Source organism: Cyanothece sp. BG0011 (genome assembly GCF_003013815.1).
Taxonomy (GTDB): Bacteria; Cyanobacteriota; Cyanobacteriia; order Cyanobacteriales; family Microcystaceae; genus Crocosphaera.
Genome location: NZ_PRLH01000014.1, coordinates 1 through 25,865, shown reverse-complemented (window position 1 = coordinate 25,865; position 25,865 = coordinate 1). Strand labels below are relative to the sequence as shown.

Here is a 25,865-nt window from a genome sequence, read left to right as displayed (position 1 = left end):
GATACCGCAGTAACAGATTTAAATTCTATTGATCCCACAGAAGGTGAACTTTTACCCCTATTACGGATGGAAACCTTAGCCAAAGATGTGTTAATTTGTTTATTTGAAGGAGAGGTGAAAACCGTTGATATTCATCTCAAACCTGAGTCTATGCACTTCGGTTTAGATGCACCCACAGACGAGTCTCCCGAATGGTCAAAAAACCTACGAGATGAAAATGGAGAATTGATGGATAAGTTTTTAATTTCTCCTATTCCTTGGCGTAATGAAGGAAAAGAAGTAATTAATTTACAAGACTTTGCCACACAAATGAACGGACATTTAAACTTAGATGAATTTACCTCTGGTCAATTTGGGTTACAAATGATAGAAGGAGTGCAAAAAGTTAGATTTGTTTTTCAGTAGTTAGTTCATCATTTTTTGTCATCGGGGTGCAATACTTTTTAGATCGATATTGTCCCCATTTCGTAATAATCCCAACCACGGATCTGGCCATAGTTAAGAAAATTTGTATATCATAGATTTAGGGTAGGGGCGACTAATGACTCTGTAACTAAAGCAACTTTGCCGTAGCGAGAATCTATTTCTAATCCTCGTATTTCTAAACTTCGTTCTGGATTTTTCAACTCATAAGTAATGATTTCATTAGGTAACAAAGGCAAACATCGCGCAAAAACTTCTAAGCGATATTGTAGAGGAAGAAAGTTATCTTCTCCCATTTTCAAAACCAATTGATTGATAAAAGTGAGTTCTCCTATATTATTGATAATAGCAGCAGGCGTTGAAAGATTATCACACCATCTTACTGCTAGAAACCATTTAGCATCACTCAATCGATTATAAATTTTTTCCGGGTTAGGATGGGGCCAAACCTTATAACCAGACTCAACCGCCATAATTGTCCCACCCAAAAACCCAAACATTGTCATAGTATTATCCCTCATTGACAGCCATTTTTAATTGAGTTTATCAACATTTTAATTATAGGGAGTGTGGGAAGTCATAATATTATGTAGATCGTAGGGTGGGCAAACTCAAGGTAGTCGATGATTGATATAGAATCGATGGGAGTTTGCCCACCACACCCAACTAAGACGCAACAGATAACAATGGTGGGCAAATTATCTTCATTAACTATTTATCATTAAAGATAACTAGGTTTGCCCACCCTACATTTTTAGTCTTCATCTCTCAATAAAAAAAATTGGTCAAGACTATCACCAATGGAAGTACCCTAAATTATTAGTTTTTGATGCTATTCAAGAGGTAATTTTAAAAATGAATCGTCATTTTCCCCGGATTCATTAACCCATAAGGATCAACTTCTTTTTTGAAATTTAACTGAGGAGAATCAATGGTTTTTCGTCCCCCTCCTTCTAATAAATAGGTGTGAGGGTTAGCAATACCGGCCCCATTTTCTTCGTGATAACGAATGATTTCATTAACCCTTTCTTCTGTTGTAAAATGAAACAACTGTAACCCGGCGGGAATGACTTTACCCTGAAACTTGATAAACTCTAAATGAATCATGACTTCATCCCCAAAATGATTATAGAAATGTTCTACTTTATCCAAAGTAAAGTAAAAGGTTTGTAAGTAAGTAAGGGTCGGATCAATACTACGAGCATGGAGAGTGGTATGATTCCAAGTATATTCTAATAAACTCGTCCCTTTACTAGCTTCTTCTGCCGTTTTAAAATAACTAATTTCTCCCTTATATTCGTGAACTAAATCCCGAAATGCTTCTAAATCGTATTCTGAAATCATTAAGATAGCAGCGTGTTTGTTCTCAGGTAAATAGTCTTTTAAGTGATGTAAATAGCGACAAATAGGGGCAGCCTGAACGCTGATTAATTTTTTAACAATACCATCACTATCTCCTAACCCTTGACCAAACCTTGCAGCTTGCATAAAATCATCGAAAATAACAATAATTTCAGCCCAGGGATAAGTGGGAGCTAACGGGATTTCTAATTGTGTAATAATGCCATTAGTGCCATAAGCATGATTCACCTTTTGGACTTCGTCCCCTCGGAGTTCAATCAGACAAGGTTCATCTTCTAGGGTAATGACTCGTAACGCGCGAAGATTTCCGCGATCGCGTAATTGTCCGTAGGTAATTGATCCCATCCCCACACTACCCCCTCCAATAAACCCCCCAATGGTTGCGCTACGGTAGGTAGAAGGGGCCATGCGCAACTCCCACCCGGTTTGTCTAGCGAGTTTATCAAAAGCGGCCATTTTCACCCCAGGTTCGACGCAAGCAACCCCTTGTTCTAACCAAAGAATTTGATTCATTTTGGTCATGTCGAGGATGACACCCCCTTCTAAGGGAATACATTGACCATAATTTCCGGTTCCGGCCCCTCTAACGGTGAGGGGAACTTTATATTTAACGCAAGTTTGGGCCACTTGTACGACTTCTTCTTCTGTGGTGGGACGAATAACGATGTCTCCCCGTTTATCTTGTAGTTTTTGCTGTAAAATGGGGCTAAAATGATAATAATCTAGGGATAGTTTCGTGATTTGGTTAGAATCGGTAATAATTTCTAAGTGAGATAAGGTTTCTTTTACTTTAGTAATCGTTTGACTCATAATTATATTTAATTAAGGATAATATTTTAAATGTACCAAATAATTGACCATTATTAATTATTTATCGTTGTAATAAAAATAGCTGAGTAAAGTAGTATTCTCCCTCAGAATTTTTAGCAATTCCTATTCCTGTTAAATTAAAATTTCCCTCCATATTTTTACGATGACCGGGGCTATTAATCCACCCTTTAACTGCTACATCAGCTAAGTCTGGATACCCTTTTATATAAGCTAAATTTTCAGCAAAGGATTGATAAGGAATGGTTTTTCCTACGGATTTCGCCCGATTATCAAACCCATCATGACTAAAGGTTGCTTGTTTACTGGCCATATCTTTACTATGTTGTCTGGCAACATAACTAATTTCTGCATTCATGGTTAATGGGGGTAAATTTTTCGATAAACGATATTGATTAACCCGACGATTGATTTCTTGTTCTAAGGCAATTAAAAACTGTCCATCTTGTCCTGCTTTTTCCAACAACAGATCAGGGTTTTTCCAGGGATCTAAACTATTAGTAATCTCAGGAGAACGAGTAATGGTAGAAGGCTTGTCTTTAATAAAAATTTGTGTAAAATAGTATTCTCCCCGATTATTTTGTGCTACGCCTATTCCAGTTTCGTCATATTTTCCTTCAATATTTTTAAGATTTTTGGGATTATTTAACCATTGTTTAAGGGTAGTTTGAACCGGATCAAAATCATCTTGATGGGTGGCTAAATTTTCCACTCCCTTTTCATGGGGTGTACTATAACTAATAATTTTTAGTCGTTGTTCTAATTTGTCATGACCCAGAGGAATGAGACCAGAAGCCATTCTTTCACTATGAATTCTTGCTTGTTGGGTAATTTGTGGATTAAGTTTTAAGGGGGGTAAATTTTTAGATAAACGATATTGATTAATTTTGCGGTGGGTTACTTCTTCGAGGGCTTGAAGAAAGGCCGGATCGGTTAAACTAGAAGGAGGGTTAGAATTAGAAGCGGGAGTTTCAGGAATCGGAATGTTTTCTAGGGAAATAGGTTCAATAGACTCACAACCAATTAAACCTATAATAACCAAGGGCAGCGTCAATAAGCGTCGATAACAATAATGTTTCATAACACAACAGAAAAAGCCGTTACAATTGTCAGGAGTGTTAATAATCGGTTATGAATAGTTTAGCGTCAGTTGACATGAAAGCGATCGCACCTCAATTAATCACTTATCCTATTGTAGAAAGGTTTCACTCCTTACAGGGAGAAGGGACTTGGACAGGGATGAGTGCGTTTTTCATTCGCTTAGCCGGGTGTGACGTTCATTGTCCGTGGTGTGACCAAAAAGAGTCATGGAGTAGCAACCTATATCCTCAGCAGTCGATTGAAACGTTAGCTGAGGCAGCTAAAGCTGCTAACCCTGCTATGGTCGTAATTACAGGAGGAGAACCCCTAATGTATGATTTATTCCCCTTAACGAAGGGGTTAAAACAGTTAGGGTTAAGGATTCATTTAGAAACCTCTGGGGCCTATCCTTTAACGGGGGAGTTTGACTGGGTTACTTTGTCTCCTAAACCGTTTAAAGTTCCCCATGAAAGTATCTATTCTCAGGTTAATGAATTAAAGGTTATTATTGCTAATGAAGCGGACTTAAAGTGGGCAGAAGAACAAGAAAAAAAAGTTTCATCCCAAACCATTAAATATTTACAACCTGAGTGGAATTCCCCCGAAAGTCAATCTTTAATTTTTGATTATATTATCAGTCATCCTCAATGGCGTATGAGTTTACAAATTCATAAATTTTTGGGAGTTAGATAATGAAGTCAGGAGTCAGGAGTCAGGAGTCAGAATTAAACTATTGCCTATTCACACCCCCCACACCCCCCACACCCCCCTTTACAAGGGGGGCAGGGGGGTTTGGTGCAGGGGGGGTAGGGAATATAGCTAATTTAATCGAAGGTACAAAATATTAGTATTATGAATGATCAAGACTTATATGATAAAGTTATTTCTCTAGATGGACGGGGTTATAAAGCGTATAAAGAGATTAAAGGAAACTATCAATTTCCGAAATTTAGTTTAATTTTTGAACATATTCAAAGTGACCCCTTTGCGTCCCCTAGTAAATTAATTATAAAAATTCCCCATACAATTGCTAAATTTCCTGTTGAACTGTATAAGAATAAAAGTAGAAAAATTGCTCTAGAAGACTATTTGATTCGGCAATTTAGTCAAGCTTGTTCTCAAATGAGTCACCAAAGAGGAACAGGAAAAAGTGGAAAAATTAGTATGATTAAAATTGGACAGGAAATCATACAACGAACCGCAGCAACGATTCATAAAAATGAGCTAGAAATTCGCTTTTCTGTGGGACTTCCTGCCAGAGGAAGAACCATTTTAGGTCGTCAAGCAGCACAACTATTATGTGAAGATATTCCCAAGATAGTAGACAATAGTTTACTTTATCAATCCTTAGATGATCAGGCCATTCAAGAACAGGTTGAAACCGCCGAAGATGCGGACTGGATAAGGGAAAATCTTCCTAAACACAACCTAGTGGCTTTTATCGCTAATGGTTCAATTTTACCTCGAAAAAGTGGCGTTGATTTTCGTCCGTTAGATACAGATGCTATCCCCTTTCAATCTCCCAAGTCCCTAGAAATTTCATTAAATCTCCCTAATAAAGGTGTGATCAAAGGGTTAGGTATTCCCCAAGGTATTACGTTAATTGTTGGAGGGGGTTATCATGGAAAATCTACCTTATTAAAAGCCATAGAATTAGGAATTTATAATCATATTCCTGGGGATGGGAGAGAATTTGTAATTAGTAATCCATCGGCGGTAAAAATTAGGGCAGAAGATGGTAGAAGTATTGTCGGGGTTGATATTTCTCCTTTTATTAATCAGTTGCCCCAAGGACGATCAACTAACTATTTTACAACAACCAATGCTAGTGGAAGTACCTCCCAAGCAGCCAATATTATAGAAGCATTAGAAGCCGGTAGTAAAGTATTATTAGTGGATGAAGATACAGCCGCCACGAACTTTATGATCCGCGATCGCAGAATGCAGCAATTAATTGTAAAAGATAAAGAACCGATTACCCCATTTATCGATAAAATCAAACAATTGTACACAGATTATGGAGTATCAACCCTATTAGTAATGGGAGGCAGTGGAGACTATTTTGATGTCGCAGATCATGTCATTGCAATGGATAATTTTCAACCCCACGATGTAACGGAAAAAGCAAAAAAAATTGCTCAAGAAAATCCTAATCAACGGAAGAGAGAAGGAGGTGAAAAGTTTGGTAAAATAACCCCTAGAATACCGTTAGGTAATAGCATTGATCCTAGTCGAGGAAAACGAGACGTTAAAGTAAAAGTGCGAGATGTGGATCAAGTGGTTTTCGGTACAGAAGAAATTGATTTAACCGCCGTTGAACAGTTAATAGAACGGGGACAGTTACAGTCAATTTCATCTGCAATTATTTATGCTAAAAATAATTACATGAACCGTCAAACAACTTTACCTGATATTTTAGATCAAGTCATAGAAGATATTAATAGTAAAGGGTTAGATATTTTAAGTCACTATCCTCAAGGAGATTTTGTCTTATTTCGTCGTTTTGAGTTAGCAGCAGCCATTAATCGATTGCGATCGCTACAAGTTAAGGAATAAAATACTCTTGCCTCTTGCCTCTTGCCTTTTGCCTACCCCCCCTGCCCCTAACCCCCCCTGCCCCCCTTATAAAGGGGGGTGTGGGGGGTGTGGGGGGTGTAATCGAAGGCACAAGATAGGAGTTTACTAATAAAGCAATTAATGAGATAACATAAAACAAAATAGATGACAACCGATAGATTAAGGAAATCGGCAGTCAAGTACAGGGAAAGCCATAACCATGAAAAAACTATTATTTCTCATTTTATTTATAGTGGGGTTATGGGTCGCTTTGATGAATTTCAAAGGACTGGCGACCCAAGGAACCTATGAATCGATTATTGTTAATTTCCGTGAAGATGTTTCAACCACCACCCTCAGCGAACAAATAGAAGCGATCGCTTCTAAATATGATAAGACGTTAAGTCTGAATAGTGTCTATGCGATCGATGAACACATTTACACCGTTTCAGGGGATAAAGACTTGATCAACAACCTGAAACACTCGTCTTTAAAACAATATGTTGATTACATCGAACCCAACTATATTTATCATGCCCTAGAAAGTCCTAATGATCCTGACTATAGTAAACAATGGAACTTACATAATATCCATGTTGAAAGGGCCTGGGAAGAAACCAAAGGAGAAGGGATCACTGTTGCGGTTATCGATACGGGAGTCAGTCGAGTTCCCGACTTGAGACAAACTGAGTTTGTGGCAGGATATGACTTCGTAAACGATCGCAACGATGCCTCTGATGACAATGGCCACGGAACCCACGTTGCTGGAACCATTGCCCAGTCTACCAACAATAATTATGGGGTTGCCGGCATCGCCTATCAAGCCAAAATTATGCCCTTAAAAGTGCTTTCAGGCCAAGGAGGAGGAAGCGTTTCTGACATTGCTGATGCCATTCGCTTCGCTGCGGATAATGGGGCCGATATCATCAACATGAGTTTAGGGGGAGGCGGCGAAAGTCAGGTGATGAAAGATGCCATTGACTACGCCTATGATAAAGGTGTGGTCATTATTGCAGCTGCCGGTAACAGTAATCAAAATGCCGCCTCTTACCCGGCCAGATATCCGAAAGTGATCAGTGTTTCAGCCCTCGATGCAACCGGCAAAAAAGCCAACTATTCCAACTATGGCGCAGGGGTTGACATTTCTGCCCCTGGGGGTAGCGAAAGCGGTAAAATTCTCCAAGAAACCATCGATCCCACCACCGGAGAAGCGGTATTTTCAGGGTTCCAGGGAACCAGTATGGCAGCCCCTCATGTGGCCGGGGTGGCGGCGTTAGTTAAAGCGTCGGGTATCGAAAAACCGAACGAAATTTTAGCCGTTTTAAAGCAATCTTCTCGTAAAGTTGAAGAGGATACGTTTAACTATTACGGTGCCGGTCAATTAGACGCGGGAGAAGCGGTTAAACTGGCGTTAAAGGGACAAATTACCTTTAGAGACTTTTTCAGGTGGTTACGGGATAGTGGCTACTTAAACCCCCGTTTTTGGATAGATGGCGGTATGGTTGCCTTGTTACCGAAACTGTTAATGGTGTTGGGATCGTATCTCTTAGCCTTCTTGTTGCGTAACTATTTTCCTTTCTCTTTCACCAGTCCCTTTAACTGGGGTTTGGTGTTGGGGAGTTCCGGTTTATTCTTTTTACAAGGGATTTATATTTTTGACTTGCCTCAATGGCCGTTTCGAGTCATGGGGAGTTCTATCCCAGAATTAGCCAATTCTGTGCAAGGAACCGCTTCGTTAAATCCTTTTTTAGCCAGCGTGTTAGTTCCCTTTGTCTTAATTGCCATTTTATTAGGTCATCGTAGCTGGAAATGGTTTGCCATCGGCACCAGTTTGGGGGTAGCAGGCTGTTTAACGGTTCATGCTATTATGTCCCCTGCGGTGTGGGCAATGCCCTCTCTAGACGTTTCTAGGGCGTTTCTAGGGGTGAATGCCTTTTGTTGTGTTGCCTTAGCTTGTTTAGCCAGTAAACGGTCTTAGAATTGGAAGAAAGGGAACGGGGAACGGGGAACAGTTTTAACTCCTCTTCCCTACACCCTACACCCTACACCCCACACCCAAAAAAAGTTATTCTTCTTCGTCGCTGTCTAAGACTTCAGTGGTGGTTACTTCTGGTACTCTAGTGGGATCTAACTTGAGAATTAACACAGCCAAAGGAGGTAAACATAAATCGAGAGAATAGGGTTTATTATGGAATGACCATTCGTCAGCCCATTTGCCTCCTAAGTTCCCCATATTACTACCACCATATTGTTTTGCATCACTGTTGAATAATTCAACATAATATCCCGCTTCAGGAACCCCAATACGATAATGACTATGGGGTTGAGGGGTGAAGTTACAAACCACAATTAAAGCATCTTCGGGTTCATCACTTTGTCGAACAAAAGACACCACACTATGGGCATTATCGTTACAATCAATCCAGTAGAAGCCATGATATTCAAAATCATGGGTATATAACGCCGGTTCTTGTTTATAAAGGGCGTTCAGATCGGTAAAAAATTGTTGCAGTTGTTGATGGGGTTCATACTGCAATAAATGCCATTCTAAGTCACCCCAGACATTCCACTCACTCCATTGGCCAAACTCCATACTCATAAACATGGTTTTTTTGCCGGGGTGAGTATACATATAGGTAAATAACGCCCGAACATTGGCATATTTTTGCCATTCGTCCCCTGGCATTTTACCCAACATATTACTCTTACCATGCACCACTTCATCATGGGATAAGGCCAGCATAAAGTTTTCGTTGTAATAGTACAACATACTAAAGGTGACGTTATTTTGATGGTATTGACGGAAAAAGGGATCGATGTTGAAATAATCTAACATATCGTGCATCCAACCCATATCCCACTTAAGGTTAAATCCTAAGCCACCATCATAAATGGGTTTAGACACTTTTTCCCATTCGGTAGACTCTTCAGCAATAGAAAGAACACCCGGAAAATACTCAAATAAAACGGTATTGAATTCACGGATAAAACTGACCGCTTCAATATGTTCGTCTCCCCCATATTCATTGGCGATCCATTCTCCTTCTTTCCGTAAATAATTACGGTATAACATCGAAGCCACTGCATCAACCCGAATACCATCAATATGATACTTATCGAACCAAAATAAAACATTAGCCACTAAGAAGTTACGCACTTCATGACGACCATAGTTAAAGACTAAGGTTCCCCATTCTTTGTGTTCTCCGATGCGAGGATCAGCGTGTTCGTAAAGATGAGTGCCATCAAAATAGGCTAACCCGTGGGAGTCTTTGGGAAAATGACCCGGAACCCAGTCTAAAATCACTCCGATGCCATTTTCGTGGCATTTATCCACAAAATACATGAAATCTTCGGGGCGGCCAAAGCGAGAGGTGGGAGAATAAAAGCCGGTGACTTGATACCCCCAAGATCCGTCAAAGGGATGTTCGGCGATGGGTAATAATTCGATATGAGTGTAACCCATATCCTTGACATAGGGGATCAGTTTCTCGGCGAGTTCGTAGTAACTGAGAAAGCGGGCCCCTGGGTTCCATTCTGAAACAATGACCGGATCGGCTGTTTCTCCATTGAGTAAGGGCATTTTCTCAGCAGCCGAACCATGTAACCAAGATCCTAGATGAACCTCATAAACCGATATGGGTTGTTTGAGGGGATCGCTATTCCGTCGTTGTTCTAACCATTCTTCGTCATGCCATTGATAAATATGATCGAGATCCACCACAATAGAAGCCGTATTCGGTCGAACTTCTCGATAAAAGCCATAGGGATCAGATTTTTCATAGATATGGCCTTCACTATTTTTGATCTCATACTTATAGACGGTCCCTGGCCCGATGTCCGGCACAAATAGTTCCCAGATGGTATAGTTGCGTTTTCGCATCTGGTGTTCTCGGCCATCCCAGTTGTTAAAATCTCCAATAACCGAAACGTTTCGAGCATTCGGGGCCCACACGGCAAAATAAACCCCTTTAACTCCGTTGACTTCACCCACATGGGCGCCTAATTTTTCATAAATACGGTGGTGGTTTCCTTCTGAAAATAAATAGATATCTTCGTCTGTGAGGTAAGGAGAACTAAACGCGTAGGGATCATAGATCACCTTCTCATGTTCCCCTTGTTTTATTTTGAGTTGATAATGATTGAGTTCTGGGGTTTCAATAATACATTCAAAAAAATTGGGGTGGTGAACTGAGTTCATGGGATCTTCTTTCTGTTCGGTGGGACGGATCACCCATGCTGCTTCTGCTTTCGGTAAATAAGCCCTGACTACCCATTTTTTGGTGTTTTTTCCCTCTTCTAGAAGGTGACACCCTAGAATTTCAAAGGGATCATGATGTAAGTTATAAATGATTTGATTAACTTGATCGGCGGATATAGTGGTGGTCATGGGACTCGCTAGGTTAACAAACTCAAGAAAGAGACTTTTTATATTTTGCCAGAACTCAGTTGTCAAACCTTTCCTCGAAAGTCAAGGAAAAAAAAGCTTTACGCTCAACTTTGACCACTGTCTCTGTTAAGAGTGGATCTTACAACAGTTTTACCAATCTTGATTTAGAGGTTAGGGGACAGTTATCCGTTATCGGTTATCAGTGATCCACTGAACAGTTATAGCAAGACAAAAAAGATGTTTCTCATTTGTTAAGGTTGAAACTATTATCTAATCAAGCATTGCCCATTCCAAGGGTGCGTAGCACTAGATCAGTGAACTTAGGAAATAAGGGGCTTAAGAACTTGGCCTAACCATTTCATCACTTTCTGCTCATACCGATCGCCTTTTGGTAAATAGGATAGGGCGCGACGATAATCGGCGATCGCATAATTCCAATCTCCCATCAAATAATGAGTATACCCCCGTTCTGCGTAAATCCGCCCTAGGTAGCGATCGCCAATAATTTTGGCCAGTTCTAAGGTTTCAATGGCTAATTCATAGTTTCCCAGTTCTCTGAGGGTAATCCCGTGATTAATCCACACTTTTTGGTTATAAGGATTAATATCTAATGCCTGTTCGTAGTTTTCTATGGCTTTGCTTAAGTTGCCTTGATGAGCGTAACAGTTCCCCCGATTATTATAAGCCCGATCTAACTGAGGGTTGAGGGCGATCGCTTGATCGAAGTCAGTCAGGGCCTGATCATAATTAGCGATTTTGAGATACATTAAACCTCGGTTATTATAATCAATGGCACTCTGGGGACGGCGGTCAATTAATTGATTGAGAAAGGCGATGGCACTGTCATAGTTCCCTTGCTTGGCTTCTTGTTTAATGAGGATTCTTAACTGTAGATCAGAAAGGGCTTTTTTTTGTAGTTGAGTGGCGATCGCTGCTTTGATATAGTCTTTTTGGGCAACTGAACCTATGGGAATCGGCAAGGGATCTGAATTTTTATAATTAAGTATATTATCATTCATAGTAATATCTGGGTGTTTATTAAAATCACTGTACTTGATAGTTTGATTGTTAACGGTAAAAAATGTGTCACTCTTGTAACTGTCTTGAAACTTGAATGATCACAATTGAGCTTCAAAACTCCTTACTGTAGAGAGTTACAGCATTCTATAAAATTTTCCTTAAGTTTTTAACTTGTGTCAGATTTATTAAGTAATTATAAGTAATGGGAACAAGTGGCGATGCCCCCAAAAGGGAGACTAAGTAGATCACAAAGATCCTAGTTAGGATTGCAGGGGAGCTCCGGAGACCGGAGCAAGGGAGAAAGAAAATAGTGTAAATCACAGGAAATAATGAGAATACATAAGTAGATCACAAAGATCCTAGTTAGGATTGCAGGGGAGCTCCGGAGACCGGAGCAAGGGAGAAAGAAAATAGTGTAAATCACAGGAAATAATGAGAATACATAAGATAACTATGTTCTCACGGTCTAAATTTTCTTCATTTGCTTTAAAAAGATTTAACAGTTCTTCATAAAAAGTTGTGTCTTTGTGTCCTATAACGGAAGAGGTAAGAGCATCACTGATAAAATTAGTTGAAACCGTTCCATACTAATTGCAAGATTACGGAGATAAAATTACCGATGTCTACCACAACATTATTACCCAATGATACTGATATTTCTCTGGACGATTATTGTGTATTTGGGTTAGCCACCTGCTTTTTAAAGGATGATGGAGAGTTTCATCAAGTTCGAGTCATTGAACCCATTCCCTCGGCTGCTTTAGAAGCCATTTGTAAAGGTATTCCTACATCCTATGAATTAGCTTGTGCTAAGTCTATCGGAGAGATTTTAACAGGGGAAACCTTGACCAAAACGGCCGAGTTTCCTGATGATGCTCAGTTTTGTGATAATTTTACTGAACGGACTTTGGCTGCAGTAAGAACTTATCAAACTCGTCCTGATGCTAAGTCTTTAATTCCTTTGGGAACGGTTAAAAAGGATTTGAATTTTTCTTTAGAGAAAAAGCGAGTTTTAAATGCAGTTAATGTGGTTAAAGTAGAAGATAACGTTAAGCAACATTCCCATACTCATCAGGTGCTTTAAGACTCAAACAACTATCCAACCAAACTATACTAGAACAAGTGATTGCCCCCGAATCTGTCATCAAAGGGTTACGTAAATGCCTTAAGGCAGGAATTAACCCATAATTTCCCCAAGGAGTACCACAAGGAGGCGTTTGCTCGCCCTTACTGGCAAATATCGCCCTTAACGGTATCGAAAAAATTGGAGAATTCAGAAGCAGGGGCATAACCTATTCTAAATGTGTCAGATATGCTGATGATATGGTATATGTTCTCAAACAAGAAGATGATGCCGAATCAATACTAGCTGAAGTAGAGGAATTTCTCGCTCAAAGAGGAATGGAAATTAGTCAGAAGAAAACTTAGGGTGGGGTACTTCACTTTAGAGACTTAACCAAGACTGACTTGGATAACTTAAACAAGAAATTCCTAAAAATGGTTAAGATAGAGGATAGGCGACTCTTTTCCTAATGCGATTTATGACAGTATCTTCTGATAATTATCCTAAAGCGTTAATTCGTCCCGTCCAATACCGAGACCTTGACTGGTTGGAAGGGATGACGACTCCCACTAACCAGATGGCTAAAAATTCAGCCTCTTTTCAAGAACAACTGCAACAAGTGCGGCATTGGTTTGGACTCCTCAAGTTCTTGAGTTGGTTTCCCAACACCTTTCAAAACCATTTTCGTGTCTATGTGGCTGAATTACCCCAAGGATACGACAATAATAAACTCAAAGGGTTTATTCATATTTCCCCTTTCAATCGAGTCCGCAGTACCTGGCGAGTAGAAAGGGTTATGGTTGCTTGCGATGAAGGAGACCCAGATTTATTGACTAATCCGAAAGGGGTGGGTTCCCAACTCTTGCGTCATTGCTTAGAAACAGTTTGGGAAGCAAGAACTTGGGTTTTAGAAGTTAATATTAATGAAAAAAATACCCTCGCTTTATATCGTCAAAATGGCTTTCAACCCTTAGCTCAATTAACCTATTGGTTATTAGATTCACAATTACTACAAAGCTTAGCTCAGCAAAATTCAGAGTTACCTAATTTATTGCCAGTTAGTAATGCTGATGCTCATTTATTATACCAATTAGATTGCGTGTCTATGCCCCCTTTACTGAGACAAGTCTTTGACCGCAATCCCCAGGATTTTAAAACTCGTTTTTTTGCAGGGTTATGTTCAAAATGGCAGCAATGGTTTAATGAAAAAGAGGTGGCGCAAGGCTATGTTTTTGAACCCCAAAGAAAAGCAGCCATTGGCTATTTTAAGTTAACCCTTTCTAAAAACGGTTCTCAACCCCATCAGGCACAATTAATTGTTCATCCTGCCTATACTTGGTTATATCCAAAGTTACTGGGACAAATGGCACAAATTGTCCAAAAATATCCTAGTCAAACTTTAGAATTGGTATCAGCAGACTATCAACATGAACGGGAAGAATATTTAGAAAAATTAGGAGCAAATCCCATCGAACATACTTTACTCATGTCCCGTTCTGTCTGGCATAAACTTAAGGAAACTAAACCCGAAGGACTCCATTTATCAGAAATGCTACAAGGTTTACAAGCTGTCCCTCGTACCCCTATTCCCACTCGTTTCTCCTGGGCGAAAAAACCTGTCAATCTTGCAGAAAAAAATAACATTAACTCTCAAACTCATCATCGAGATAATAATAACGTCTCAGACTCTTCTAGAAAAATAGATCAAGATTAATCCTTGTTTCTTTATTTGGTTTTTCTCCAAGACGTGCAAGATATCAGTTATACTCACATCTTGCAGCTTCGCTTAAACTAGCTAGTTTAGGAGGCAAGAGGCAAGAGGCAAAAGGCAATAGTGTTTCATTTTGATGCTAACTTATTCAAAATTGATTACTTTTTTATAATTATTTAGTTTTTACGTACTGGTGCAAGATATCAGTTATAGATAATAACAAAAAAAAGACGCGATCGCTCGCGCCTTGTGTCATCAAAATTTTAGGGAATGATTTAATTAACCACCTACTTTCACTACAGGTTCAAAACTAGGAACCACCAATTCCCGATCCTGTTTGGTTAACTTGTTATACAAGCGTTCGGTGTTGGGGAAGTTGGCCGCCGGAAGGGTGGGGAACCGACGATAAGGAACCGTATCTTCTCCAAACAGTTGAATATATTCCATACTGTTCACCATTGCCCCAATAAAGCCACGAATCCCTTGAGTCGCCAAAATTTGATTGTATTTTTGAATCTCTTTTTGAGTTAAAGGCGCACGACCTAAGAAATGTTTAGTTCCGAGTTCGATCACCTTCGTATTGGGGTAAGGCGTGTAGAACTCTTTGATATAGAGATCAGAACAACCTAACCCTTCAATAAACTCTTTAACGGTAATTTCTCCATTGCCTAACTTACTTTCAAGACTGGTAAATTCAGCTTGAATAATGTAAGGATCGAGATCCCGCTCAAAAATCTGACGATAAGCAGCCCGAATGGCATTTTGTAAGGCGACTTTATCGGTTGTGGTTAACAACTTAAAGATTTTAGTTTGCTGGCGTTGGCTGCTAACCCCTTGGTTAACGCGGAATTTAATTTCAGGTTCGGTGCGGTTATTAGACACTTGACCTAATTCCACAAATCTGGGGGTCACTTCCTTATCAACTCGCTTACCAATATCTTCTCTGATAGCACCCGGACGGGCCATGCGTAACTGCATTCCCCCAGGGGTCAAATACCGTTCGTAGGGAATCGTATCCTCTCCAAAGGCTTCGGTGTACTCCTGACTATCAATCATGGCATCCACCAAAGCATAAAAGCCCTTCTTAGAAGCCAAATCAAAGTAAGCATTCATTTCTTGGCGACCGTAGGTCGGACGACCCAACAGACGACGGTGAATATATTCGATCGCTTTAACCACATAGAAAGGAGTCCAGTAGGTCTTGAGGAATACCTCAGACTTAGCTAGATTTTTGATAAACTCCCTTAAGGTAATATCCCCATTCTCTAGCTTAATTTCAGCCACTTTTAACCGTTGTCCTTCATAGACATCTCGGCCAAACACTTGACGATAAGCAGCGCGAATTACCGCTTGAGTGGAACTCTCACCAAATTTAACACTCGCTCCATTGCTACTGCCAGGGAGTTCGTTATTTAAACGGAAAACTTTTGGCCCTAAAGTACCAGGAAACTCACCTCGTGCTGCCGGGTTACTGTTTTGGTTATTGATACCAGGACCACGGTGAATTAAAATCCGCTTGGTATCTTTGCTAAAGGGAGCAGGACTCTTACTGGGATTACGGGTTTCTTTCGGGAAAATTGCCCCAAATTGAATTTCTAGGGGATCATTTCCAGAACCGTAAACGTGCTGATCCGGTAAGGGTTGATTATATTTAGCAAAGGTGGTGATAAATTGAGGAACCTTGCGGAAGGGCGCACTGTAGTTAAACAGGTCTTGCTGCATTCCCCAGTTACGACATTCTTGTGCTTCTTGCCCTAAACCGCGCAAATAAGGAACGGTTTCTTCTCCAAAGTAATCAGCGTACTCTCGAGAATCCACTAAAGCATCCACTAAAGCAGCTAGTCCACCATCAGAAACGATAGAAAAGTAGGTTTGAACTTCTTCGCGAGAACTCGGACCACGGCCTAAAATATGACGAAACGCTAATTCTAAAGCCCGACTGTTAATGAAAGGTTCAAAGAACTGCTTCCGATACAGAGGAGACTTACAGAGTCTACGGACAAACTCTTTCATAGAGATGTCTCCATTTTTCACCTGAGATTCTAGGTAAGAAATGGATTGACTGTAAGCTTTGGTAATATCTCTCTCAAAAATTTGACGATAAGCGGCTCTGATGATTTCCCCTTTCTCTGATTCGGATAAGCCGGGCTTCATCACGAACTTTTGACGGGTCAAAGACGCATTAAAATAGCTCTGAGGCAGTTCTAACCCTTGTAAGTCATCAGAAGGACGTTGACGCAGCTTATTCGAGGGGGTGGGTGCTTTGAATTCTGTGATTAAGACATCAAAGTATTCGGTAACAATGGCTTGTGCCTCTGCATCTTGGCGAAAATACTCCCGAGAAGCCGCCCGCATTTCTTGCAGTGCCACTAACGTCGCATCCGTAGAACAAGCTCTTTCGATAATTTCTCTTAAACCACGGGTGTTCACCACGATGATGCTAGGATCACCAGCCACAATGGCATAGGTGACATAGCGCAAAAACCACGACATATCTCTCAAGGACTTCTGCATATTGCTCGGTCCGTAGCGAGATATATTAATCGGGCGAAATCCGGGGGGAATCGGTCCACTGGAGCTAAAAATGGAGCGTAATCCTCCCAAAAAGCCACCGCCACCGCTACCGCTTTCTACGTAGGTAGTGGCTCCTGGTTGAGCGGTTTGGGTTGCCCCTGCCATGGCCAGTTCTTTTTTGGGTGCTTCCACTGGGGGTTTTTCTAGATACGCCATGGGCGATCCCCCAGTGAAGATCCGGTTAGCTGCCCGCGACACAATTAAGTCTGAATTGGTCGTTAAGGTTTGGGCGATCGCCAGTCTCTTCTGTCCAGACTGGAAATAGGTCACTAATTCATTGAGTTCTGTCTTTGCTAAAAAGCGATCCTGTTGCTCAGCTTGACTGATGGCTGAGACGGGAACGGTTTGATAGAGTTGGGGTCTTGCTAACGAGCTTCCACCACTTGCCTTTACACTCATTGGATTTCAACTATCTCCCATGAAAAAAATTGCTAATCTACTCCGCAAAGGAGTTCAGATGTTCGCAACATCTTGATTAAAACCAGATGTTTGTTAAAAAGTTAATCAGCATCTAGATTAAACTGTTTCGGGCTTTCTGAGGAGTTTTGTTACGAAATGTATCCTTTCTATCTTCATTATTATTTATCTTGACAAAATGGCATTTATGTGCGTTACGAAGAATTTAGTAAACTTCGTCATGAGAACCGATATCAACCAGAACAATTAAAGTTTCTTCAGACTCCATATCTTGACTGAAAGTGAAGATAATACGACAATCATAACTCACAGAACATGACCAATATCCTTCTAAAGTACCTGTTAATTTATGAGACTTAATTGAAGCAGTAAAAGGATCTTTTTCTAAGATATCTAAAACTTGTAATATTTTATTCTGTCTCATCTTCTAGTAAATAGGCTTTTATTTCTTCAGCCGTTCCTTTTTTTGCTATACCTAATGATAAAGGTTGTAGGGTTTCTTGTCCATTTTCAGCGATTTCTGCACGTCGCTTCTCAATCCGTCTTTTGCGAATTAAATCAAACAAATAATCTTGATCTTCAATGGACAAACTCTCAACAGAATCAATAATGTCTTGAAATGATATAGCACTCATATTATTATTGCTAATTCTTCACTATATTATTTTACTCTAATTCATCATCATCGGGTAAACTTTCTATCTCTTCTGCAATTAAATCTTGAAAAGTTTCCCCACAATGAACCTGTAAATGAATGGTTGCTGTTAACAACTCTGCTAATATTTGGGCTTTTTGTTTAGGAGTAATATCAGGTAATTGTAATTGATTAATTAAAATAGTTACATTATTACACTCTTCAGAAAATTCTGATAATAAAGTGTTTAATATTGTATTATTTATTGGTAAAGTCATCCTATTATACTCAAACTATACATGAACGCTAACATCAACTTATACATGAAAAATAACATAATTTTGCTATCTTATAAGAGTCAATTATTCTGAGGATTTTTACCATGTTTAGTTTAGCAAAACTTATCAATTTTCGGGGGGGGTAAAGCATAGCTTATTGATTTCTGGTGCTATCCCTAAAATTTTGTTTCCTGCTTTTTTATCAACGATGACAGTTGGTTTATTTAATACCTCTTCTACTCAAGCTGCTTCTTTTAATATTGACTTTGGTATTACACAACCCTCTAATAATAGTGCTTTTGGTGCTGCGGCTAATCAGTCTGGAACTTGGAATAATATTACTACATTAGGGACAACTTCTAACTTAATTGATGTCACAGGAACATCTACTACTGTTTCTTTAAATTTAATTGCACCTAGCGCAGGAGTGAATGGTAGTATACCTGGACGTAGTGATATCAGCAACCTAATTGATGATAGTTTTTTCACCACTTTTAATGGTACTTGGTCACTAACATTAAGTGGTTTAAGTAATGGAATTTACGATATTTATTATTATGCTCCTACCAATACAATAATTGAAACTGGAACATTTGAAGTTAATGGTGTTTCTGCTGCTAGTATCTTAGGAGATAATCCCAACGCTAACGATAATGAATTAGATCAAGGACTTGATTGGGATATAGTTAGTGGAGTCAATGTAACTGATGGAAGTTTAACATTTATCTCTTCTACTCCTACTTCTAATTTCAGAGGACTTTCTGGACTTCAACTAACTCAAGTTTCTCAACCTGTTCCCGAACCTTTAACTATTTTAGGTGCAGGAACTGCGATCGCTTTTGGTGGTGCATTTAAACGCAAACTTGCTAAGAATAGTAAGAAAAAATAAATGGGTAGGGGGCATAATATATTATGCCCCTACAAAGTATCAATAATAACTGTAGGGTTGCCAATGTCTAAAACAGTTTTTGGGTAACACTTCTAAACTTTTTATTAACATTGCCCACCAGACGTTCATATATGACGAAAAATACTTTTATAATATCTCATAGATTATAATTGAGGTGAATAAAGATTTATCCTACAAGCGATCAAGTAATTGCCTGTTTAATTGTCTGTCAATGGCTTTCTAATTGTTATCGAGATATACAACTGTTTCGTTTTGATCCTGAAACTGCAGAAGTCTATATCTTAGCAACAGAAGAAATCGAAATTATTGTTCCCTCAGATGGAGATTGGTATTTCTTATGAAACCTGATTTTAATAAAATGAGCAAACAAGAACTAAAAGCTTATGTTTTAACCCATAGAGATGATATGGAAGCGATTCGTCAGCTATTTAGTCGTCGTCAGTCTGATGGAAAAAATAAACCTTATCCACCCCTTGTTAAAGATGGAATTCCTATCGAAGAAAATATTAACATTATGAAAAAAGCGATTCAAGAACGTATTGAAAGAAACTCTAAATTAAATGACACCAATCAATTTTAAAAATATAAGTGATTGTTTACTCTTATCTCTCAAAAAAGTTTAAACATCATTAATATCAATTCCTAATTCTCTTAATTTATCTTCTAATCGTTTTTTTTGTTCTTGTTCTTTTTGTAATTGTTGTTGTAATTCATTGGCTCTTTTTGTTTCAGTTTCCCTCAATTTTCCTAACTCAACAAAGGTTAAAAATTTACCCCCATCAGGGCGAAAAATCTCTAAATTTTCTGATGTTAACTCAAACTTTATTCCCAGTCTGGGACTTACCCAACCCGTCATTTCTTCAATAACAGTTAACTCTCCATTATTTCTTAACCATCCTTGTAAATCAATTTTATCAGGATCATAAATATAATATTCTTCGACTCCATGATGTTCATAGAATTTGAACTTTTTGGCCATTTCTAATAAACGGTTTCCTGGGGATAAAATTTCAAAAACCACTTGAGGGGTGATATTATCTTCTACCCATTGTCGATAGGAACCGCGATCGCCTTTTGGTCTTCCGAAGACTATCATAACATCTGGTGCTTGACGAGTCTTATTATCTCCTTCGATGGGATACCAAAGTAAATCACCGGCAACAAAAATATTAGGATTATCAGCAAATAATAATTCTAAGTTTTCTTTGATAACCACTATCCAACGAAATTGTTTTGTATTATCTGACATGGGATTCCCATCTCTTTCTGGATAGGTAATATTAGATTGATTTGCTCTAGAAACTGATTCTAACATTGTCTTTTTTCTTGTCATTATACCTAAGTTTTCTTATTATTCCCATTATCTGAACTAAAACTAATATTTGATGATTCGTAATTAGGGGGTTCAACATGAATAAGAATCCGAATCGGTGCAAATTTTTCTTTCAAAATACGTTCAATGTTTTCAGTGATTTTATGAGAGGTTTCTACATCTTCTGCATCAACAATTAAATGCATTTCTAAAAAAACTTGTCGTCCTACCATTCCCCGTGAAGCAATATCATGACAGTTAATCACCCCCGGAACATTCATGACAATTGCATAAATTTTTTCAGGGGCGATCGCCATTTCATCTACTAACCAAGGTAAATTAGATTTGACTACTTCCCAACCACTATAAAACACTAAAATGGCGACAGGAAAAGCAAAAATCACATCTAACCATTGTAACTGAGGTAAATTAAATTGTTGTCCTTTCCAAATACCAATTAATCCCAGTAAAACCATAATAGTGACCCAAATATCACTCATGGTGTGATAAGCATCCGCAATTAAAATCGGACTATCCACCTCTTTTCCGATTTTTCGTTCATAAAAAGCGACAAAAATATTAATCCCTAAAACAATTAATAAAATCCATAATTGTTCTGCTGAAATGGTAACCGGATCACCACCATGCCAAATTTTATCAATGGCCCCTTGTATAATTTCAAAACAAGCAATCCCCAAAAATGCAGCAATACCCAACGCTGCTACCCCTTCATATTTTTGGTGGCCATAGGGATGACGGCGATCGGGAGTAGGAGAAGAAAAATGACTGGCGACTAACCCTAACACATTATTCGCACTATCAGTTACACTATGAAGGGCATCGGCTTGTAAACTTAAAGAACCTGTTACAATACCGACAACCGCTTTTAACCCCATGACAAACAAATTAAGAAATAGGGTTATGAGCAATACTCGACGGACTTGAGAACGATTATCTTTTGTCACAATTTTTAGATAAACTATACAGGGTTGACCAAGAATTGAGATAATAATGATCTTAGTTTTATTATAGTGTTTGGTAATGACTCAACTTACCCTTAATTTAGTACAAGGATCAGTCAGGTTTAATTTTTCTGCTGAAGCGGCAACCTCTCTTAAATCAGAAATTGATCAATTAATGCAACGATTGAAAACAGTGGCCGCCAATGCAGGAAGCGGGGGACGGCCACAACCTGAAAAACCGATGGAATATCGATATACAGGAGAGGTATTTCTAGAGGTTTTTTGTAATCCTAATATTTATCCCAGTCCTTTTGCGGCTAAAGTCTTATTAACGGTTCGAGATGATAAAATACGCTTAACCACAGAAGCCGAATTAACCCGTCTTATCGAAGATTTAGGACAGTATTTAGAACAAGTTAGTTAATCGTCTAGGTTTACTTTATAATTAAACTGTTTTATTTGTTGTAGGTTCCTTGTCTAAACTACGTCTGGATCTCCTTCTAGTGGAACGTAATCTTTGTTCCTCCCGTCAACAAGCACAACGGTGTATTCGGGCCGGAGAAGTTAAAGTTAATCAAAGAATTATTGATAAACCGGGGACTGAAGTTGAGATTACAGCAGACATTGAACTTAAAGAAAAACCCCCCTATGTCTCCCGTGGTGGCCTTAAACTCGAAAAAGCCCTAAAACACTTCAAAATTGCGGTAAAAGATAGAATATGCCTCGATGGTGGCATTTCTACAGGGGGGTTTACCGACTGTTTATTACAAGCAGGGGCTAAACAAGTGTACGGGGTAGATGTAGGTTATGGCCAGGTTGCTTGGTCATTACGCCAAGATCCGCGCGTGATCTTAAAAGAAAGGACAAACTTTCGCTATCTTACCCCTGAAGAATTATATCAAGATCATCCCAGAGCGGATTTAGGGGTGATGGATGTTTCTTTTATCTCCTTAACTAAAGTTTTAGAACCCCTATGGAACCTGCTATTAGAACCCAGAGAAGTCATTTTATTAATCAAACCTCAATTTGAAGTCGGGCGATCGCGAGTGGGTAAAAAAGGGGTGGTTCGTGATCCAAACGATCATAGTCAAGCTATTGATCAAGTGTTACAAACCGCATATTCTCTCGGTTGGTCTTGTTGTGGGTTAACCGCGTCTCCTATTACAGGACCGGCTGGAAATAGGGAATATTTAGCATGGTTGCGTTGCGATCGCAGTTCTCAAGACTATTCTTTAGAGATGATTACTCAATTAGCTAAAGGTAATATCTCGGAATTAGTTTGCTAATTTTGGTTAATTTTCTTCGATTTTTCCATAAATTTAGTTTAGGTTCAACTCTCGCCTCTGTTGACACTGATCTCGATACTCCCTAAGTTTTTAGACACTCCATTGAAAACTGCTGTGAATACTGATTCGATCATACGGCTTGCGTAACGGTTTTTTCTATGATTAGACCGACGGGAAATACGCAATCTTTCAATACTACGCAGGTTAAGCTCAAAACCCTGGTTGAAACTGCAAGGGAGAAGGGAGCTTTCTTGCGGGGGAGAAAACCGAAAATCCATCTCCGAAGCTCCTTACTCCCTGCTCCTCTGCTTACTTTAAAGAAAAGTCAAAATCCAAAACCTACGCAGTATTGCGCAATCTTTAACAGGGTTGCGTTGCGATCACCCAATTCACAACTCTTTTTTAAGTATTATTACTCAATTAACTAAGGGCAAACTAACAGAATTAATCCTCTAACTTTCGTGAATTTACTGATATTACGTAGATACATTTAATTAAGCAATAAAATAGTCTTTCTTTAATGGAATGATTTCCAGAATTACGTAGAACTATCAATTAAAAATCATACTTATAATTCCAAAATTTTACTTAGGTAAAACCGACGTAAGTTTAGATAAAAAACATAATTTAGCTTACTGATTTGTTATAAAATCAGTATTTTTATCATATTTTTCAACCTAAAAAGGGTTTTAAGTATTATTTTTTACATATTTTTTTGTTCAGTATTTATCGAAAATAAATCGAAAAAAAATAAAAAAAACCGTGGTTTTTCGATTCTTTTTCTGTAATCACAAAACCTACAATTAATCAGTAACAAAAATTACGTGACAAAGATCACAAGAATTTCGGCTACTGACATATTGACAGAATTTAAAAACTCGTAATTACTAAAAAATAATAAAAAAGCTATGAATAATCTATTCGACCAAGACTTCACAAAAGAGGTATTAAAACAACAAGATAACGGTTTTAATCCACATAATCTATCCGTTAATGATATTAGATGTGATTGTCCTCCCTGTCGTGTCAATGGTTCACTTCAAGGAAATAACACAGCTAATAATACTACCAGTGGAAGTACAACAACTTCTTCTAACTCTGAGCCAATATCGCCACCCATTGACGCTCTTTTATCGGGTTATCAATGGACCCTTGGTACAGATAGAACCATTACCTATAGTTTCTTTGAAGATGACGATTTTTCTAACTCCTATTATGGCTCAGAATCAGGGGTAAAAGAAGTTAGTAACGCCGTTAAAAACAGTTATAGAGAGATTTTTACTTGGTTAGAAAATGTCATTGATGTTAACTTTGAAGAAGTTGACGAAACGAATAAAAATACATACGGTGACATCCGTATTCAAAATTCTAACGGTCCGAGTTATGCCTATGCTTATTATCCCACCAGTCCCTTTTCAAAACTGGCAGGAGATGTTCATTTAAACACCAGTTACGATCGCTTGGGAGATACTAATGGCTTTCGACACGATCCTGGAAAACATGGTTACATGACTTTAGTTCATGAACTAGGCCATTCCCTAGGATTATCCCATACTCACAGTGGAACCCCGTTATCTAGTGATTTAGATAACACAGATAACTCAGTCATGACTTATAACTTCACTGGGAACTCTGCAGCCACTTTTATGCCTCTTGATATTGCAGCCTTACAACACTTATATGGGGCTAAAAGTCACAATGTTGGCGACACCACCTATGTTTTTGGTAATTATATCGATCAAGTCAGTGTTAATGGGGTTTCTCTGGTAGAAACCTCTTATCGAACCAAACAAACCCTTTGGGACTCTGGTGGCATTGATACGTTAGACTTTTCTGGTTTAAATGGTCAAAGTAGTGGGTTTCATCTCGATTTAAGAGGAGGGGGACTTCTCAGTCGCACGTTTAGCAATACAACCAGTTACTCGACTGCATTAGCTTACGATTTTGAGGTGGAAAATGTGATCAACTCTAGTAGTGATGACAAGATTTATCTCAACAATGTGAAGAACGAGATTAGTGGTTATAATACGAATCGCTTTACTGGAAACGATAAAATCTATTATGGAAGCAGTGAAGACATTATCAAACTAGATTATGCTTCCAATGAAGTCACCACCAGCCAAAGTGGTCAAAACCTGATTATCAATTTAGGTAATAATGGTTCTGTTGAGTTAGTCGATTATTACGCTGATACCAGTAATCAAATTCAAATTCTTTACAGTGATAGTAATGTAGAACCCACCCCTGATCCAAATACCGATCCCGATCCCAATACCGATCCGGTGACTGGTAATCAGATCATGGCTCAAATGGGTCAAATTAATAATTTAAATCACAACAGTCAGACCATTGTTCTCGATCATAACTTTATCAACCCCGTTATTTTTGCCGGGCCCTTATCCTACAATGGTTCTGATCCCTCCACCGTCAGAATCACTGATATTCAAAGCGATCGCTTTAGTGTCAACCTTCAAGAAACCACTTTAATTAATGGCAATACCCATAGTGGCAACCATACCCAAGAAACCTTTAGTTTCTTAGTCCTAGAACAAGGGGTTTGGGAATTATCCGATGGCACAATTATCGAAGTGGGTACAGTCACCACCGATGCTACTACCCGATCAAATTGGCACGATATTACTTTTAATCATGATTTTACGGACACTCCCATTGTTTTAACCCAAGTTCAAACCGATAATGATGGCACTTTCGTAAGAACTCGTCAAAATAACACTACTAATAATGGCGTATCTGTTGCTCTAGAAGCAGAAGAAGCTTATCTTAATAATGGACGTGGAGCAGAAACCATTGCTTGGTTAGCCATTTCCCCAGGACAAGGAAATTGGGACGGCAACACCTTTATTGCAGGAAATACAGGAGATCAAGTTACCCATAACTGGCATACCCTTGACTTGGGTAACGCTTTTAGCACAACCCCTAAATTCCTAGGAAATATTGCTGGTTACGATGGCAGTGATTCTTCAGGTTTAAGATATCAAAATTTGAGCAATGGACAGGTGGACATCATGATCGAAGAAGACACCAGTCATGATGATGAA

General features: G+C 38.9%; 22 protein-coding genes and 1 pseudogene. 12 read left to right on the top strand and 11 right to left on the bottom strand.

Annotation, left to right across the window (positions count from 1 at the left end):
• Positions 1 to 405: pseudogene (locus C4E06_RS03710) on the top strand (hypothetical protein); the annotation flags it as partial.
• A gap of 110 nt (positions 406 to 515) precedes the next feature.
• Here the strand turns inward: C4E06_RS03710 and C4E06_RS03705 are convergent.
• The 3 genes from C4E06_RS03705 to C4E06_RS03695 all read right to left on the bottom strand — a co-directional run bounded on the left by C4E06_RS03705 (position 516) and on the right by C4E06_RS03695 (position 3,694).
• Positions 516 to 929, bottom strand: coding sequence for a hypothetical protein (locus C4E06_RS03705; protein ID WP_107666867.1), 414 nt, complete (start codon positions 927 to 929; stop codon positions 516 to 518).
• A 343-nt stretch (positions 930 to 1,272) separates the two neighbouring features.
• Complete coding sequence (locus C4E06_RS03700) at positions 1,273 to 2,595, bottom strand: FAD-binding oxidoreductase (RefSeq protein ID WP_107666866.1); 1,323 nt, start codon at positions 2,593 to 2,595, stop codon at positions 1,273 to 1,275.
• 61 nt (positions 2,596 to 2,656) lie between these two features.
• Entirely contained in the window at positions 2,657 to 3,694 is a 1,038-nt protein-coding gene (locus C4E06_RS03695; protein WP_107666865.1) for a CAP domain-containing protein, read from the bottom strand.
• 50 nt (positions 3,695 to 3,744) lie between these two features.
• Here C4E06_RS03695 and C4E06_RS03690 point away from each other — a divergent pair, with 50 nt between their 5' ends.
• From C4E06_RS03690 to C4E06_RS03680, 3 genes are all read left to right on the top strand, one after another.
• Positions 3,745 to 4,386 (top strand): 7-carboxy-7-deazaguanine synthase QueE, encoded by a 642-nt coding sequence (locus C4E06_RS03690; RefSeq protein WP_107666864.1) that lies wholly within the window; start codon positions 3,745 to 3,747, stop codon positions 4,384 to 4,386.
• Between the two features lie 159 nt (positions 4,387 to 4,545).
• The gene (locus tag C4E06_RS03685; protein WP_107666863.1) at positions 4,546 to 6,249 is read left to right on the top strand and encodes an ABC-ATPase domain-containing protein; all 1,704 of its coding nucleotides are present in this window, start codon (positions 4,546 to 4,548) and stop codon (positions 6,247 to 6,249) included.
• A gap of 220 nt (positions 6,250 to 6,469) precedes the next feature.
• Positions 6,470 to 8,227: a S8 family peptidase gene (locus tag C4E06_RS03680; RefSeq protein WP_107666862.1), complete on the top strand. Its 1,758-nt coding sequence runs from the start codon at positions 6,470 to 6,472 to the stop codon at positions 8,225 to 8,227.
• An 87-nt stretch (positions 8,228 to 8,314) separates the two neighbouring features.
• Here C4E06_RS03680 and glgB read toward each other — a convergent pair whose 3' ends face one another.
• The gene (gene glgB / locus C4E06_RS03675; RefSeq protein ID WP_107666869.1) at positions 8,315 to 10,639 is read right to left on the bottom strand and encodes a 1,4-alpha-glucan branching enzyme; all 2,325 of its coding nucleotides are present in this window, start codon (positions 10,637 to 10,639) and stop codon (positions 8,315 to 8,317) included.
• Between the two features lie 320 nt (positions 10,640 to 10,959).
• Complete coding sequence (locus C4E06_RS03670) at positions 10,960 to 11,658, bottom strand: tetratricopeptide repeat protein (RefSeq protein ID WP_107666861.1); 699 nt, start codon at positions 11,656 to 11,658, stop codon at positions 10,960 to 10,962.
• A gap of 620 nt (positions 11,659 to 12,278) precedes the next feature.
• On the opposite strand from C4E06_RS03670, the gene C4E06_RS03665 reads away from it, so the two are divergent.
• From C4E06_RS03665 to C4E06_RS03655, 3 genes are all read left to right on the top strand, one after another.
• The gene (locus C4E06_RS03665; RefSeq protein WP_107666860.1) at positions 12,279 to 12,743 is read left to right on the top strand and encodes a hypothetical protein; all 465 of its coding nucleotides are present in this window, start codon (positions 12,279 to 12,281) and stop codon (positions 12,741 to 12,743) included.
• Positions 12,744 to 12,889: 146 nt separating this feature from the next.
• Entirely contained in the window at positions 12,890 to 13,087 is a 198-nt protein-coding gene (locus C4E06_RS28600) for a reverse transcriptase domain-containing protein (protein WP_370051274.1), read from the top strand.
• A gap of 113 nt (positions 13,088 to 13,200) precedes the next feature.
• The gene (locus C4E06_RS03655) at positions 13,201 to 14,436 is read left to right on the top strand and encodes a GNAT family N-acetyltransferase (protein WP_107666859.1); all 1,236 of its coding nucleotides are present in this window, start codon (positions 13,201 to 13,203) and stop codon (positions 14,434 to 14,436) included.
• Positions 14,437 to 14,712: 276 nt separating this feature from the next.
• Here C4E06_RS03655 and C4E06_RS03650 read toward each other — a convergent pair whose 3' ends face one another.
• From C4E06_RS03650 to C4E06_RS03635, 4 genes are all read right to left on the bottom strand, one after another.
• A complete protein-coding gene (locus tag C4E06_RS03650; protein WP_107666858.1) occupies positions 14,713 to 17,406 on the bottom strand; it encodes a phycobilisome rod-core linker polypeptide in 2,694 nt (897 codons plus the stop codon).
• Positions 17,407 to 17,629: 223 nt separating this feature from the next.
• On the bottom strand, positions 17,630 to 17,848 hold the full coding sequence (locus C4E06_RS03645) for a type II toxin-antitoxin system YafQ family toxin (RefSeq protein ID WP_107666857.1): 219 nt from the start codon (positions 17,846 to 17,848) through the stop codon (positions 17,630 to 17,632).
• A complete protein-coding gene (locus C4E06_RS03640; protein ID WP_107666856.1) occupies positions 17,835 to 18,059 on the bottom strand; it encodes a hypothetical protein in 225 nt (74 codons plus the stop codon). The genes C4E06_RS03645 and C4E06_RS03640 overlap by 14 nt, the downstream gene beginning before the upstream one ends.
• 31 nt (positions 18,060 to 18,090) lie before the next feature.
• The gene (locus C4E06_RS03635) at positions 18,091 to 18,336 is read right to left on the bottom strand and encodes a hypothetical protein (protein WP_107666855.1); all 246 of its coding nucleotides are present in this window, start codon (positions 18,334 to 18,336) and stop codon (positions 18,091 to 18,093) included.
• Between the two features lie 208 nt (positions 18,337 to 18,544).
• Here C4E06_RS03635 and C4E06_RS27580 point away from each other — a divergent pair, with 208 nt between their 5' ends.
• Positions 18,545 to 19,225, top strand: coding sequence for a PEP-CTERM sorting domain-containing protein (locus C4E06_RS27580; protein ID WP_198648285.1), 681 nt, complete (start codon positions 18,545 to 18,547; stop codon positions 19,223 to 19,225).
• A 358-nt stretch (positions 19,226 to 19,583) separates the two neighbouring features.
• Positions 19,584 to 19,826 (top strand): hypothetical protein, encoded by a 243-nt coding sequence (locus C4E06_RS03625; RefSeq protein ID WP_107666854.1) that lies wholly within the window; start codon positions 19,584 to 19,586, stop codon positions 19,824 to 19,826.
• Positions 19,827 to 19,865: 39 nt separating this feature from the next.
• On the opposite strand, the gene C4E06_RS03620 is transcribed toward C4E06_RS03625, so the two are convergent.
• Both C4E06_RS03620 and C4E06_RS03615 read right to left on the bottom strand, forming a co-directional pair.
• Entirely contained in the window at positions 19,866 to 20,561 is a 696-nt protein-coding gene (locus tag C4E06_RS03620) for a Uma2 family endonuclease (protein ID WP_107666853.1), read from the bottom strand.
• A 23-nt stretch (positions 20,562 to 20,584) separates the two neighbouring features.
• Positions 20,585 to 21,523, bottom strand: coding sequence for a cation diffusion facilitator family transporter (locus tag C4E06_RS03615; RefSeq protein WP_107666852.1), 939 nt, complete (start codon positions 21,521 to 21,523; stop codon positions 20,585 to 20,587).
• 76 nt (positions 21,524 to 21,599) lie between these two features.
• Between C4E06_RS03615 and C4E06_RS03610 the strand changes: the two genes are divergently transcribed.
• The 3 genes from C4E06_RS03610 to C4E06_RS03600 all read left to right on the top strand — a co-directional run.
• Complete coding sequence (locus C4E06_RS03610; RefSeq protein WP_107666851.1) at positions 21,600 to 21,944, top strand: hypothetical protein; 345 nt, start codon at positions 21,600 to 21,602, stop codon at positions 21,942 to 21,944.
• Positions 21,945 to 21,993: 49 nt separating this feature from the next.
• Positions 21,994 to 22,806 carry a TlyA family RNA methyltransferase gene (locus C4E06_RS03605; protein ID WP_107666850.1) on the top strand — a complete coding sequence of 271 codons (813 nt, stop codon included), beginning with the start codon at positions 21,994 to 21,996 and terminating at the stop codon, positions 22,804 to 22,806.
• A 908-nt stretch (positions 22,807 to 23,714) separates the two neighbouring features.
• Positions 23,715 to 25,865: M10 family metallopeptidase (locus C4E06_RS03600; RefSeq protein WP_198648283.1), on the top strand; the 2,151-nt coding region annotated here is incomplete at its 3' end.

What these genes read in the sequence shown, in the direction of transcription:
- C4E06_RS03655 (WP_107666859.1), top strand. Translation starts at nt 13,201, where the DNA reads ATGACAGTATCTTCTGATAATTATCCTAAAGCGTTAATTCGTCCCGTC.
- C4E06_RS03700 (WP_107666866.1), bottom strand. Translation starts at nt 2,595, where the DNA reads ATGAGTCAAACGATTACTAAAGTAAAAGAAACCTTATCTCACTTAGAA.
- C4E06_RS03695 (WP_107666865.1), bottom strand. Translation starts at nt 3,694, where the DNA reads ATGAAACATTATTGTTATCGACGCTTATTGACGCTGCCCTTGGTTATT.
- C4E06_RS03685 (WP_107666863.1), top strand. Translation starts at nt 4,546, where the DNA reads ATGAATGATCAAGACTTATATGATAAAGTTATTTCTCTAGATGGACGG.
- C4E06_RS03635 (WP_107666855.1), bottom strand. Translation starts at nt 18,336, where the DNA reads ATGACTTTACCAATAAATAATACAATATTAAACACTTTATTATCAGAA.
- C4E06_RS03670 (WP_107666861.1), bottom strand. Translation starts at nt 11,658, where the DNA reads ATGAATGATAATATACTTAATTATAAAAATTCAGATCCCTTGCCGATT.
- glgB (WP_107666869.1), bottom strand. Translation starts at nt 10,639, where the DNA reads ATGACCACCACTATATCCGCCGATCAAGTTAATCAAATCATTTATAAC.
- C4E06_RS03625 (WP_107666854.1), top strand. Translation starts at nt 19,584, where the DNA reads ATGAAACCTGATTTTAATAAAATGAGCAAACAAGAACTAAAAGCTTAT.
- C4E06_RS03665 (WP_107666860.1), top strand. Translation starts at nt 12,279, where the DNA reads ATGTCTACCACAACATTATTACCCAATGATACTGATATTTCTCTGGAC.
- C4E06_RS27580 (WP_198648285.1), top strand. Translation starts at nt 18,545, where the DNA reads ATGACAGTTGGTTTATTTAATACCTCTTCTACTCAAGCTGCTTCTTTT.
- C4E06_RS03645 (WP_107666857.1), bottom strand. Translation starts at nt 17,848, where the DNA reads ATGAGACAGAATAAAATATTACAAGTTTTAGATATCTTAGAAAAAGAT.
- C4E06_RS03620 (WP_107666853.1), bottom strand. Translation starts at nt 20,561, where the DNA reads ATGTTAGAATCAGTTTCTAGAGCAAATCAATCTAATATTACCTATCCA.
- C4E06_RS03705 (WP_107666867.1), bottom strand. Translation starts at nt 929, where the DNA reads ATGACAATGTTTGGGTTTTTGGGTGGGACAATTATGGCGGTTGAGTCT.
- C4E06_RS03680 (WP_107666862.1), top strand. Translation starts at nt 6,470, where the DNA reads ATGAAAAAACTATTATTTCTCATTTTATTTATAGTGGGGTTATGGGTC.
- C4E06_RS03640 (WP_107666856.1), bottom strand. Translation starts at nt 18,059, where the DNA reads ATGAGTGCTATATCATTTCAAGACATTATTGATTCTGTTGAGAGTTTG.
- C4E06_RS03690 (WP_107666864.1), top strand. Translation starts at nt 3,745, where the DNA reads ATGAATAGTTTAGCGTCAGTTGACATGAAAGCGATCGCACCTCAATTA.
- C4E06_RS03650 (WP_107666858.1), bottom strand. Translation starts at nt 17,406, where the DNA reads ATGAGTGTAAAGGCAAGTGGTGGAAGCTCGTTAGCAAGACCCCAACTC.
- C4E06_RS03610 (WP_107666851.1), top strand. Translation starts at nt 21,600, where the DNA reads ATGACTCAACTTACCCTTAATTTAGTACAAGGATCAGTCAGGTTTAAT.